The organism is Noviherbaspirillum sp. Root189 (assembly GCF_001428545.1).
Classification (GTDB): Bacteria; Pseudomonadota; Gammaproteobacteria; order Burkholderiales; family Burkholderiaceae_D; genus Noviherbaspirillum.
Genome location: NZ_LMHZ01000006.1, coordinates 90,998 through 104,216, shown reverse-complemented (window position 1 = coordinate 104,216; position 13,219 = coordinate 90,998). Strand labels below are relative to the sequence as shown.

The following is a 13,219-nucleotide window of genomic DNA, read 5'->3' as shown; positions in this document are numbered from 1 at the left end:
TCTTCTGAGGAAACCATGAGCGAAAATATCAAATACATTACGGATGCATCTTTCGAGTCTGACGTTCTCAAGTCCGACAAGCCGGTGCTGGTCGATTTCTGGGCAGAATGGTGCGGCCCTTGCAAAATGATCGCTCCTATCCTGGAAGAAGTCGCCAAGGAATATGACGGCAAGATCCAGATTGCCAAACTGGACGTGGACGCCAATCAGGCGGTACCCGCCAAGTTCGGTATCCGTGGCATTCCGACACTGATCCTGTTCAAGAACGGCGTTCCGGCTGCACAAAAGGTCGGCGCGATGGCAAAAGGTCAGCTGACCTCGTTCATCGACAGCAACATTTAATGTAAGATTGCGGCGGTGCGTTCGTACCGCCGCAGTTGTATTAACGCTCTATTTTTGATTTAACCATCCTCGCAGTTCCCTCCCCCACCTTTTACTTCCCATCCCGGGACATCACTATGCATTTATCTGAACTCAAGGCGCTCCACGTCTCGGCTCTGCTGGACATGGCCATCGGTCTCGAAATCGACAACGCCGCCCGCTTGCGCAAACAGGAATTAATGTTTGCCATTCTCAAAAAGCGCGCGAAAAGCGGCGAACAGATTTTCGGTGACGGCGCTCTCGAAGTATTGCCGGACGGATTCGGTTTCCTCCGCTCCCCCGATGCCAGCTACATGGCGTCGACTGACGACATTTATATTTCCCCTTCGCAGATCCGCCGCTTCAACCTGCACACCGGCGATTCCATCGAAGGTGAAGTCCGCACCCCGAAAGATGGCGAGCGTTATTTCGCACTGGTAAAGGTGGACAAGGTCAATGGCGAACCGCCGGAGGCTTCCAAGCACCGTATCCTGTTCGAAAACCTGACGCCGCTGCACCCGAACAAGTTGCTCCACCTCGAACGCGAAATGCGCGGCGAGGAAAACATTACCGGCCGCATCATCGACATGATCGCGCCGATCGGCCGCGGTCAGCGCGGCCTGCTGGTGGCATCGCCAAAATCCGGTAAATCCGTGATGCTGCAGCACATTGCCCATGCGATCACAACCAACCACCCGGACACCGTACTGATCGTGCTGCTGATCGACGAACGTCCTGAAGAAGTGACGGAAATGCAGCGCTCGGTGCGCGGCGAAGTGGTCGCGTCGACCTTTGACGAGCCGGCCACACGTCACGTGCAGGTCGCCGAAATGGTCCTTGAAAAAGCCAAGCGCCTGGTGGAAATGAAGCGTGACGTCGTCATTTTGCTGGACTCCATCACCCGCCTCGCCCGCGCCTACAACACTGTGATCCCGGCATCGGGCAAGGTATTGACTGGCGGTGTGGACGCCAATGCATTGCAGCGCCCAAAGCGCTTCTTCGGTGCCGCACGTAACGTCGAAGAAGGCGGTTCGCTGACCATCATCGCTACCGCGCTGATCGAAACCGGCAGCCGCATGGACGACGTGATCTACGAAGAATTCAAGGGCACGGGCAACATGGAAGTTCACCTGGAACGCCGTCTTGCCGAAAAACGTGTCTATCCTGCCATCAACCTCAACAAATCCGGCACCCGCCGCGAAGAGTTGCTGATCAAGCCTGACCAGTTGCAAAAAATCTGGGTACTGCGCAAACTGCTCTACGGCATGGACGAGATCGAAGCGATGGAATTCATCCTCGACAAGATGAAGTCGACAAAGAACAATCTTGAGTTCTTCGACATGATGCGACGCGGCGGAAACTAAGATCTGTTGCTCGTACAAAGGGCACATGCGTGGAGCATGTGCCCTTTTTTCATGTCTGTTCCGGATCCAGAGAGTAAAGGAGGAATTCAATTGCTGAAACACTACCTTATTGATATCACTTTTGATCCTCCCTTCCATACAAGAATAGCAACTGCGGAAAGCAGTGACACAGCGACAAAAGACACAATAAGCATGTAATAGACAGTAAGTTGCTCGCTGTCTTCGGAACCATGCAACCCGGTCAGACAGACGATCCGGACTCCGACCCATTCCGGCAACTGCGGAAAGACATCAAGGTTCTTGCTCCAGATGAGCGCGTAAACATGTGCGGCGAACACCAGCCATAAAACGGTCAGGATGAATTTCGCTGAGCGGTTCATTTCATTACGCTTTTATCCTTTACTCGCAATAAGCAACCCGGCAACACTGCTTTGCAAGCATTTCGGGATTCAATCATGTTTTACCATTCGGTTTGCGGAGAGTGTTCCGCAAAATTCTGGCGATCAGAAATACGCATCCGACGGATAGCAATATTGACACAGCCAATGCAAGTAAAAGCTCGATATCCGAGGCAAGGCCAGGATCCGCTCCGCGATCAACCCTGTAATTAATCCAGGTCCAGACCTTTTCGGACCATTCGGTTTGAAGCCACCATCGTGTTAGCAGGATGGAAAGTAGCAGGCTGCAGACACCGGGCCAGAGGTACAGTCTTATTTTCATGAGACTTGCAATGTCCCGTAAACTTTTAAGTCAGTGCCGGTAACCTTTACGGGGCTTACGCTGGTTAAAACCATGCGAAGGTGGCGAAAATCAGCCTCATGATCAATAACAACACATCCTTCACTTCTTCCAAGCCCCCCTTTCGGATGTAATCTGAAATTACCTCTGCTAACCTGGTCGCAATAGGTCTCATCATCAAGTCGTTGGTCTATCGCATATAAGGAAAACCAATCTGTTCGTCCGGTTACCAAGTCCCTGACTTTTCCAAGTCGTCCCCCAGATTGCCGGTCAAGAATAAAGTACCTCCCGGGTGGAATGGGTCCGACGTGTTTCATACACGCCATAGCGCGTTGGTTTGCGTGTTTGCCTAAGCCGGAAAACGCTGAATAGACCTGCCCACTTAACCTGAAAGTGCTCATGGGTTGATTATTTAATTCAAATTCGTACTGAAACATCACTGATCCTTGAAAAGGCAAATTACACGGAACCGTATTTCGTAGATGCATTCTCCGGCGATATTGCAATTTAATCAACTACGATTATTAACCGTTCACCGATAGCAAAGAGCGGAAACCGCTCTTTCGATTGATGTATAATTTCCGGTTTTCACCCACGGCAAGTGACCGGCAATCGGGTCAAGAAGCGAGACGACCGACGAAGTGCCGATTGGCTACCAAACTAATCAGAGGAAAAGCATGAAAGAAGGCGCACACCCGAATTATCGCGAAGTCGTATTCCAGGACATGTCCAACGACTTCAAATTCATCACCCGTTCGACGATCCAGACCCGGGAAACCATCAACTTCGAAGGCAAGGACTACCCCCTCGTCAAGATTGAAGTTTCCGCTGAGTCCCACCCGTTCTACACCGGCAAGCACAAGATCGTCGACACCGCCGGCCGCGTTGAGAAATTCCGCCAGAAGTTCGGCACACGTGGTTCGAAGACACAAGCCGCAGGTTAATTTACTGCTGTTTGCGTGTTGTTTGGAAAAGGCAGCTCAGGCTGCCTTTTTTGCTTTTCAGGCAGCATGGGTAGTGCTTTTCCGGCACAATTACGCCGAACTTAATAACAAGGTTCCAGCCTGTACATTGCTGATCGCCAATTCCATGAATTGCGTCGGCATTCCGCAGCTGGGCACACAAAAACCATTCCAGTTTCCATCATGAAGCCTGTCCGCCTCCCTGCCGCTGCTACGCAGGCGCTTCCACGCGCGGCTTTGTTCGCGCTTTGCCTGCTCTATATCGTGCCGGGCCTGATCGGACGCGACCCTTGGAAAACTGATGATGCGGCTGGCTTCGGCATCATGTGGACCATGGCGCACGGTTCACTGGAAGATTGGCTATTCCCGCATATCGTCGGTCTGCCGATGGCGGAAAAGGGGCCGTTGGCTTACTGGATCGGTGCCGTTTGCATCAAGCTGTTCGGCTGGCTCCTGGGCGATGCGCTTGCTGCACGGCTCGCACCGGCCGGTTTCTTCCTGCTCGGTTCGATTGCAGTCTGGTACACCACCTATCTGTTGGGGCGACGCCCGGAAGCACAACCTTTGAGGCTGGCTTTCGGCGGCCAACCTGAACCTAGTGACTACGGACGCACACTCGCCGACGGTGCATTGCTTATTTTCCTTGGCTGCCTCGGCCTGCTGCTGCACAGCCATAGCACCAGCACCGAAGCGCTTCAGGTATCGTTGGTGGCCTTCTGCCTGTACGCCGCCACGACGCTGTTTGAAAGATGCTCACTGCGGGCTGCCGCCCTGCTCGGCCTGAGCATGGGTTTGCTGGTCCTGTCGCGCGGCTGGGTGGTTCCGCTAGCGCTCTGGCTCGGTCTGCTATCTCTTGCATCATTCCGCGAGCGCACCATTGTCCTGCGGCTGGTGGCAATAACGTTTCCGGTAGCAATTGCCGTTGCCAGTCCCTGGCTGATCGCCAGTAGCATCGTACGACCATTCGACAGCACGCCGTATGACGCGTGGATGCTCTGGAACTATGGCCAGCTCGGCTGGCCATCGTATGAAACGCTGCGCAACTTTTTCAAGAACGGTATCTGGTTTGCCTGGCCGGCATGGCCATTTGCCGGATGGGCGGTTTATGCTTGGCGCCGGCAGTACCAGGCGCCGCACATCACCATTCCGCTGACTTTCTTTATTGCCTGCGCCCTGCTCGCCCTGTTTCATACCCGCTCCGAGGAAGGTGTGTTGTTGCCGATGCTGCCGCCGTTGGCAATTCTTGCCGCATTTGGCCTCCCGACAATGAAACGCGGCGCGATCAATGCTGTCGACTGGTTCTCGGTCATGACGCTGACGACTTGCGCCGGGTTTATCTGGATTGGCTGGATTGCCAAGCAGACAGGATGGCCGGCACAGATTGCCAAGAATGCGTTCAAGCTGGCCCCGGGTTTCAAACCGGAATTCAACTTGCTGGCTTTCCTTGTCGCAGTCTTTGCCAGCATCGGCTGGGTGTTACTGGTGCGCTGGCGCGTGGCGCGGCGCCCATCCGTGCTGTGGCGAGCGGTAGTGCTGTCGTCCGGTGGCGTGATCTTGTGCTGGCTATTGCTGATGACGCTGTGGCTGCCATGGATTAACTATGGCAAGAGTTACGCCAGTGTCGCCCATCAGCTTGCCGAACGTCTGCCGCAGGGGAAGTACTGTATCAATACCAATGTCGGCCCGGCGCAACGCGCATCGTTCGTCTATTTCGGGGAAGTGCCGTTTTCGCAACGCCATGATGCGGACTGCAGGTATCTCCTGCTGCAGGATAGCAAACGCGGCCGGGATAACATCAAGACGGTCCAGTATGGCGGCAGCAAATGGCGCCTGCTCTGGGAAGGACGCCGTCCGTCAGACAAGGACGAGCGCTTCCGGCTATTTGAACGCTTGAATTGAAAGAAACTCGCAACCACACCACACGCATTGCAGCCCTCGCCTGGCCCATTCTGGTCGGCCAGCTGGCAGTGATTGCCAACGGGGTCATCGATACCGCGATGACTTCGCGCTTTTCGGCAACAGATCTGGCCGCGCTCGCCATCGGCACATCGGTCTACGTGAGTATTTTCGTCGGCCTGAATGGCGTACTGGCGGCGCTCTCTCCTGTGGTCGGACAACTGTTCGGCGCGGGGCGTTACCACGATATCGGGACCGAAATGAAACAGGGCGCATGGCTGGCCCTGTTTCTGACCATTGCGGGATGCATTGCACTGGTTTTTCCCGCACCCTTGCTGTCGCTGGCGCACGCTTCGTCCGAACTGAATGACAAGGCGACGCTTTATCTGCGTACGCTTGCCTTCGCCCTGCCGGCGACCATGGGCTTTCGCCTGTACGCGTCTCTCAATACCGCGATCGGCCGGCCGAAAATGGTGATGGCACTGCAAATCGCCGGCCTGGTCTTGAAGGTGCCAGTCAATGCCCTGTTCATTTTTGGTGGCTTGGGTATTCCGGCCATGGGTGGACCTGGGTGCGCGCTCGCGACCACGCTGATTTCATGGTTCATATTCATCACTTGCGCGGTGATCTTGCGCACCGGCGCCAGTTACCATGCTTACGGACTGTTTGGGACTGGCTTCATCCTGCCAAGCTGGAAGGCGCAGCGCGAGTTGCTTCGGCTCGGCATTCCGATGGGCCTGAGCTATCTGATCGAAGTCACCGCCTTCACTTTCATGGCCTTGTTTATCGCAAGGCTGGGGGCGACTACTCTGGCCGGTCATCAGGTCACGGCCAACTTTGCGACGGTTCTGTACATGCTGCCGCTGGCGATCGCGAATGCCAGCGGCACCCTGGTCGCGCAAGCGATCGGCGCCCGTGAGCTGGACACCGCGCGCCGTATCGGCACATCCGGCATCCGGCTCGCCGCAATACTGGCGGTCAGCATCGGATGCGTGGTGTGGTTATCACGAGGCCTGATCGTGCGCGCTTACACCCCCGACCCGGCGATCGTGACAGCGGCGCTGCCCTTGTTCGTTTTCATCGCGTTTTATCAGCTTTTCGATTCGGTTCAGGTGACAACGGCGTTCGTGCTGCGGGCCTACAGGGTAGCCGTCGTACCAACGCTGATCTATGCAGTGGCGCTGTGGGGTATCGGACTCGGTGGCGGATATATTCTCGGCCTGGATCCCTACGGCATTGCGCCGCCGGCACTGCAGGGCGCCGCCGGATTCTGGATGGGGAATAGCGCCAGCCTTGCATTAGTCGCCGCCGGCCTGCTCTGGTATCTGAAAATCGTGCAGCGACGGGCGCGTTATAGTCATTGAATGCAATGGTAACCGGATGTCTTTTGCCTATACCATGGCGAGATTTAGCGCAGTTTTCACAGGGGATGGGACTATGGGATGGCATTCCCCGTTTTTGTTGCCCGATAGCGGCCTGCGACCATAAGCCCATAACAACCATGCATGCAATACGCATATGACTATCCATATGAAAGAAGCATGAAGACATTTAGACTGTTTGCAACAGCCAGCGTGCCACTCTTACTGGCAGCCTGCTCGCCCACCATGCCGCCGGTCAAGGTGGAGGCTAACGCACCGCCGCAGTGGCACGCCGCCCTGCCCGCCGCATCCATCGACGCACAACCCGGTTTGCCGCATGGCGGAAGCGTGGAAAACCTTTCGCACTGGTGGCAACAGCACAACGATCCTTTACTGGTTGAATTGATTACGGCGGCACAGGAAGCCAGTCCCACTGTCTCCGCGGCCGCCTCACGTATCGCCCAGGCACGTGCCAGCCAAACCATTGCCGGCGCGTCCCTGCTGCCTGCACTCGATGGCTCCGTTAGTGCAACCCGCGCCCGCTCGCAGCCGCCGACACCAACCGGAAGCGCCTTGCAGACTGGCCTTCAGGCAGGATGGGAAATCGATCTGTTCGGCGGCAATCGCGCTGCGCGTACCGCAGCGGAAGAACGCCTGGCCGGCGCGCAGGCCGGCTGGCATGAAGCGCGGGTGTCGGTCGCTGCTGAACTGGCGGCCCGGTATTACCAGCTACGCGGCTGCGAACTGCTGCTGGCCATTACCAGATCAGATGCCACATCGCGCGCAGAGACGGCGCGCCTGGCCGGACTGAGCGCCGAAGCCGGCTTTCAGGCACCTGCCAATGCCGCGCTTGCCCGGGCCAGCGCGGCGGATGCCAACAGCCGCGCGACTCAGCAACAAGGTCAATGCGAAGTGCAATTGAAAGCGTTGACATCGCTGACCGCACTACCCGAGGCGTCACTCAGGCAGCGCCTTGCCAGTTCCCCCGCAGTGCTTCCGCAAAGCTTTTTGATGTCGGTTGACAGCCTGCCCGCCAACATCTTGTCGCAGCGGCCCGACGTGTTCAATGTCGAGCGTGAAGTCGCTGCTGCTAGTGCCGACGTCGGCGCCGCCGATGCGCAACGTTACCCGCGCCTGACTCTGAACGGATCAGTGGGTGCGACGCGGTTCCGTACCGGCGGCACGGATCTTGACCTGTCGACCTGGTCAATAGGGCCGCTTGCGCTCAGCCTGCCGGTGTTTGACGGTGGACGGCGCGCAGCCAATGCCGAAGCGGCACGCGCGCGTTATGACGATGCCGTGGTCCGCTATCGGGCGCAAGTCAGGCAAGCGGTACGCGAAGTCGAGGAAGCCCTGGTCACTTTGCAAAGCACAGCCTCACGCGGCGACGATGCACGTGTGGCGGCAGAAGGCTATCGCAGTTCCTTCGCCGCGACCGAAGCACGCTACAAGGGAGGGCTTGCCAGCCTGGTCGAACTCGAAGAATCTCGCCGCACCCGCCTGGCCGCGGAACTCGCCGTCGTTGCGCTGCAAAATGAACGTATCAATGCATGGATTGCGCTGTACCGTGCCGCCGGTGGCGGATGGAATACCACGCAGTACCGATAACACTGCCCCATGCACTTCCCTTATGACATGGACACACTGAAAACATGAAACGCATTCCTCTCAAACCGCTTTCGATTGCTTTGTTTGCCGCAGCCGTGTTGGTGGCGATGGCGATCATGCTGTTATCGGGCAAACCGGTCGCTGCCGACGACAAGGGCGGCCCAGGTCCGAAACCGGCACTGACCGTCACCACCATCAAGCCGTCGCAAGCCAACGTGCCTGTCAGGCTGGCGGCGAACGGCAATATCGCGGCCTGGCAAGAAGCCATCGTCGGCAGCGAGTCCAATGGCTTGCGCCTGACCGATGTGCGTGTCAACGTTGGCGACACGGTACGCGCAGGGCAGGTCCTCGCAACGTTCGCCGATGAAAGCGTCAAGGCGGATGTGGCACAGGCCCGCGCGGCGCTCATGGAAGCACAGGCCAACGCCGCCGATGCGGCGGGTAATGCGGCCCGCGCCCGCACACTGCAAGAGACCGGCGCGCTCAGCACCCAGCAGATCAATCAGTACCTCACCACCGAGCAGACCGCCAAGGCCAAGGTCGAGGCAGCCAGGGCAACCCTGTCAGCACAACAGTTGCGCCTGAAGTATGCACGCCTGACAGCCCCGGACCACGGCATCATCTCGTCGCGCAGTGCCACCGTCGGCGCGGTCGTCCCTGCCGGTACCGAGTTGTTCAGGCTGATCCGTCAGGGCCGTCTTGAATGGCGCGCCGAAGTCACGGCAACCGAACTAGGCAAACTACGCGTCGGCACACCTGCCGTGGTGACCGCCGCCAACGGCACCGACATCAAGGGCCGGATTCGCAAGTTTGCGCCAACGGTCGATCCGCAGACCCGATCCGCACTGGTCTATGTCGATCTCACACCGACCGCGGAAAACCTCGCACCCGCCAAGGCCGGCATGTTTGCCAAAGGAGAGTTCGATCTCGGCACGTCTGCAGCCCTGACCGTTCCGCAGCAAGCCATCGTCGTCCGTGACGGCTTCAGCTATGTATTCCGCCTCAACCCGGACAATCGTGTCAGCCAGGTAAAAGTTAAAACCGGCCGTCGCCTTGCAGATCGGGTCGAAGTACTCGAAGGCATCAACGCCGAAGCCGCCGTCGTCGCAAGCGGTGCCGGCTTCCTCAACGACGGCGACCTGGTCAAGGTCGTGACGCCGGCCGCCAAATAAGGATTGCAGCGTGAACTTTTCCGCCTTCTCCATCCGGAACCCTATTCCGGCCATCATGCTGTTCACGCTGTTGACGCTGGCCGGACTGCTGGCCTATCGGGCGAATGCAGTACAGGACTTTCCCGATATCGAACTGCCTATCGTGATGGTCAACGCGTCCCTGCCCGGCGCCGCACCGGCGCAACTGGAAACCGAAGTCGCCCGCAAGATCGAGGACTCGATCGCATCGGTACAAGGCGTCAAGAACATGTACACCAAGGTGCTCGACGGGCAGGTACAGATCAGCGTCGAGTTCATCCTGGAGAAGCAGATCGCCGAAGCGGTCAACGATGTGCGCGATGCGGTCGCGCGCGTACGCGCCGACTTGCCCAGCGAATTGCGCGATCCGTCGGTCACCAAGAACCCGACTGCCGGGCGCGCGGTGCTGACCTTCATCGCCAGCGTCGCGCCGGGTATCGAAAGCCACCTCGACCAGCAAGAGCTGAGCTGGTTTGTCGACGATGCCGTGACCAAGCGCATCCTTGCCGTGCCGGGAGTCGGTGCCATCAAGCGCATCGGCGGCGCAACACGGGAAATCCGCATTGAGCTTGATGCCGGCAGGATGGCCGCGCTGGGGGTCTCCGCCATCGACGTGTCACGCCAGCTGAGGCTGGTGCAGCAAGAAGCACCCGGCGGTCGCGGCGATGTCAGCGGTGCCGAGCAGGCGGTGCGTACCATTGCTACCGTCAAGACAGCGTCCGAACTCGCGGCCCTTGATATTCCCTTGCAGGGTGGAAGACGTATCCGACTGGATCAGATCGGCACGGTCAGCGATACCATCGCTGAACAAAGATCGGAAGCGACCCAGGATGGCCGCAAGGTGGTGGGCTTTGAAATTTTCCGTACCAAGGGTGCAAGCGAACTCGCGGTCGCCAAAGGTGCTCGTGCGGCCATTGAAGAATTGCAAAAGGCGCATCCCAATATCGCGCTCAAGGAAGTGATCGACAACGCCCGGCCGGTGGAAGAAAATTTCGACGGTTCCATGCACCTGCTCTACGAAGGCGCCCTGCTCGCAGTCCTGGTGGTGTGGTGGTTCCTGCGCGACTGGCGCGCGACCCTGGTGGCCTCAGCGGCGCTGCCACTGTCGGTGATTCCGACCTTCCTCGGCTTGTCTTACTTCGGCTATACGCTCAACACGGTGACCTTGCTCGCGCTGGCGTTGGTGGTCGGTGTCCTGGTGGACGATGCGATCGTCGAAATCGAAAACATCGCACGCCACCTGCACATGGGAAAAACACCGATGCAGGCCGCGCTGGAAGCGGCGGATGAAATCGGCATGGCCGTGATCGCCACGACCTTTGCGCTGGTCGCGGTTTTCCTGCCGACCGCTTTCATGGGCGGGATACCCGGCCTGTTTTTCAAACAGTTCGGATGGACCGCCGTCATCGCCATCCTTGCGTCACTAGTCGTGGCTCGACTGCTCACGCCCATGATGGCCGCCTATTTGCTCAAGCCGGTGAAAGTGGTCGAGCAAAAAGACGGCTGGATCATGCGTCGTTACATGGTCGTGATGCAATGGTGTCTGCGCCACCGGCTGATAACGGCGATCGGCTCCGCGGTATTTTTTGTGGGTTCGATTGCGCTGGTACCGCTGCTGCCAACCGGCTTCGTACCTGCCGCCGACCGCAATCAAACACAGATCAATATCGAACTGCCCCCCGGCAGCACGCTGGCTGAAACCCGTGAAGTGTCAGAACGTGCCCGGCTTGCAGCGATGCAGGTGAATGGCATTGTCGGTGTATTCAGCTCTATCGGCGGCGGGTCCAGCGGTGACGCCTTCGCACCCGGCGCGGCGGCAGAAGCGCGCCGTGCGGTGCTCACGCTGACCACCGTGCATCGTACCGAGCGCGAGGAATCGATGTCGGCGCTCGAACAACAATTGCGCCAGCGGCTCGCCGACATACCCGGAGCCCGCTTCAATGTCGGCCCGCCGGATACCGGCGTCAAGATGCAGCTGGTATTGCGCAGCGAAGATCCGATCGCCTTGCAGGAGTCCGCACAAAAGGTCGAACGTGAGTTGCGTACGCTGAAAGGTATCGGCAATGTGAGTTCCAGCGCATCGCTGGTGCGGCCGGAAATCATCGTGCGCCCCGATTTCGCCCGGGCGGCCGATCTCGGCGTGACAGCATCCAGTATCGGCGAAACAGTCCGTGTTGCGACGGCGGGTGACTACGATATCAGCCTGCCGAAGCTCAACCTATCGGAGCGCCAGGTACCCATCCGGGTCAAGCTGCCCGATGAAGTACGCGCCGACCTGGAATCTATCGAACGTCTTAACGTCCCCGGCAAACATGGCCCGGTCATGCTCGGCAATGTCGCAAGCGTCACCATCGAGAGCGGACCGGCGCAGATCGACCGTCTCAACCGCAGCCGTAACGTCACGCTCGATGTCGAACTGGGTGGTCGTTCGCTGGGAGAATTGAATGCGGAAGCACGCGCCCTGCCGTCGATGAGGAACCTCCCGCCTTCGGTACGCATCGCGGAACTCGGCGACGCCCAGGAGATGCAGGCGCTGTTCGCAAGCTTCGGCACTGCCATGCTGATTGGTGTTCTGTGCATCTATGGCGTGCTGGTACTGCTCTTCAAGGACTTCATGCAGCCAGTCACCATTCTGGCGGCCTTACCTCTTTCCATCGGCGGCGCCTTCGTCGCGCTGCTGCTGACCGGCAAGGCCTTGTCAATGCCGTCGATGATCGGCCTGATCATGCTGATGGGTATCGTGACCAAGAATTCCATCCTGCTGGTGGACTACGCGATCCTGGCGCGCCATGCGGGCATGAATCGATTCGACGCGCTGGTTGACGCCTGCCACAAACGCAGCCGTCCCATCGTGATGACGACGATTGCCATGGGAGCAGGCATGATGCCACTGGCGTTGGGATGGGGAGCGGACCCGAGCTTCCGTTCGCCGATGGCGACGGCGGTGATCGGGGGACTGATTACGTCAACACTGTTGAGCCTGCTAGTGGTGCCGGCGGTCTTTACTTATATCGACGATCTCGAGCACTTACTGCGCCGCCTGCTTCGCCGACGCAAGCCTGGCAATCAGCTTGTGCCGACATCCGAGCCTGAGCGCAGCGAAATACATTGATGGCGTTGTGAAGCCTTGGCGTTCTGAGGCTTCACACGCTTTGCGATGCGGTGCATCGTTACCTCCTGTTGGTCAGCGCTTGGCGCAGATTGACCGTGTCGCGTCTTCTTCACAACGCATGTCAATGATTGCACGCACCGCAATGGTGCCGACGATGCCAAGAATCAGCAGCACGATCATGGTTTGAATAATTGTCCAGCCTTGTTGCTTCATGATTTCCCTCTGTATGGCCTTGTGCCTGTGACAAATGAGATCGATGGATTTTTTTGACTGGCAAGGCGCAGGAGGAGTCAATAGCGGGCTATTGACGACGAGTGCAACGCAGGCAGGCGGAAAAAGACACGATCTCATGTTGCGTTATGGGTTGGGATTGGTATTAAGTGCCCAGCCAAACAGCTGTTCGACATTGAAAGCGCTACGCAATCTCGTCACACCCCGAGAAGGTAGGCGATGTGATGGATGCAGGTAATTATAAAGGGCGTGGTGCGAGACGCTAATCTTCGTTAAACCACGCGCCAACGAGGCCGCACAGCAATATTATGGCGCCCGCCATAATACAGACCATGGACATCAGGGCCGCATCCATATTTGCGGCCACAACCCCAACCCCGAGAAGGACAATGCCCAG

The 13,219-nt window shown here is 58.2% G+C and carries 11 protein-coding genes; 8 read left to right on the top strand and 3 right to left on the bottom strand.

The genetic code is table 11. The features are described 5' to 3' along the window. The first annotated feature begins 15 nt into the window (after positions 1 to 15). The gene (gene trxA / locus ASE07_RS04915; protein ID WP_057289690.1) at positions 16 to 342 is read left to right on the top strand and encodes a thioredoxin TrxA; all 327 of its coding nucleotides are present in this window, start codon (positions 16 to 18) and stop codon (positions 340 to 342) included. A 116-nt stretch (positions 343 to 458) separates the two neighbouring features. Further along, a complete protein-coding gene (gene rho / locus ASE07_RS04910) occupies positions 459 to 1,724 on the top strand; it encodes a transcription termination factor Rho (RefSeq protein ID WP_057289689.1) in 1,266 nt (421 codons plus the stop codon). A gap of 101 nt (positions 1,725 to 1,825) precedes the next feature. Here rho and ASE07_RS04905 read toward each other — a convergent pair whose 3' ends face one another. Both ASE07_RS04905 and ASE07_RS27935 read right to left on the bottom strand, forming a co-directional pair. Beyond that, complete coding sequence (locus tag ASE07_RS04905; protein ID WP_057289688.1) at positions 1,826 to 2,104, bottom strand: hypothetical protein; 279 nt, start codon at positions 2,102 to 2,104, stop codon at positions 1,826 to 1,828. Between the two features lie 336 nt (positions 2,105 to 2,440). Further along, positions 2,441 to 2,863, bottom strand: a complete 423-nt coding sequence (locus ASE07_RS27935; RefSeq protein ID WP_268793405.1) for a DUF2778 domain-containing protein — start codon at positions 2,861 to 2,863, stop codon at positions 2,441 to 2,443. 276 nt (positions 2,864 to 3,139) lie between these two features. Here ASE07_RS27935 and ASE07_RS04900 point away from each other — a divergent pair, with 276 nt between their 5' ends. The 6 genes from ASE07_RS04900 to ASE07_RS04870 all read left to right on the top strand — a co-directional run bounded on the left by ASE07_RS04900 (position 3,140) and on the right by ASE07_RS04870 (position 12,591). After that, complete coding sequence (locus ASE07_RS04900; protein WP_057289687.1) at positions 3,140 to 3,406, top strand: type B 50S ribosomal protein L31; 267 nt, start codon at positions 3,140 to 3,142, stop codon at positions 3,404 to 3,406. Between the two features lie 201 nt (positions 3,407 to 3,607). Then, positions 3,608 to 5,323, top strand: coding sequence for an ArnT family glycosyltransferase (locus ASE07_RS04890; protein WP_057289685.1), 1,716 nt, complete (start codon positions 3,608 to 3,610; stop codon positions 5,321 to 5,323). Then, positions 5,320 to 6,684, top strand: a complete 1,365-nt coding sequence (locus tag ASE07_RS04885) for an MATE family efflux transporter (protein WP_057289684.1) — start codon at positions 5,320 to 5,322, stop codon at positions 6,682 to 6,684. The genes ASE07_RS04890 and ASE07_RS04885 overlap by 4 nt, the downstream gene beginning before the upstream one ends. A gap of 177 nt (positions 6,685 to 6,861) precedes the next feature. Continuing rightward, positions 6,862 to 8,289: an efflux transporter outer membrane subunit gene (locus ASE07_RS04880; RefSeq protein ID WP_057289683.1), complete on the top strand. Its 1,428-nt coding sequence runs from the start codon at positions 6,862 to 6,864 to the stop codon at positions 8,287 to 8,289. Between the two features lie 44 nt (positions 8,290 to 8,333). Further along, positions 8,334 to 9,461, top strand: coding sequence for an efflux RND transporter periplasmic adaptor subunit (locus tag ASE07_RS04875; RefSeq protein ID WP_057289682.1), 1,128 nt, complete (start codon positions 8,334 to 8,336; stop codon positions 9,459 to 9,461). 10 nt (positions 9,462 to 9,471) lie between these two features. Continuing rightward, positions 9,472 to 12,591 (top strand): efflux RND transporter permease subunit, encoded by a 3,120-nt coding sequence (locus ASE07_RS04870; RefSeq protein WP_057289681.1) that lies wholly within the window; start codon positions 9,472 to 9,474, stop codon positions 12,589 to 12,591. A 72-nt stretch (positions 12,592 to 12,663) separates the two neighbouring features. Here ASE07_RS04870 and ASE07_RS28650 read toward each other — a convergent pair whose 3' ends face one another. Continuing rightward, complete coding sequence (locus ASE07_RS28650) at positions 12,664 to 12,804, bottom strand: hypothetical protein (protein WP_156396397.1); 141 nt, start codon at positions 12,802 to 12,804, stop codon at positions 12,664 to 12,666. Positions 12,805 to 13,219 lie beyond the last annotated feature (415 nt).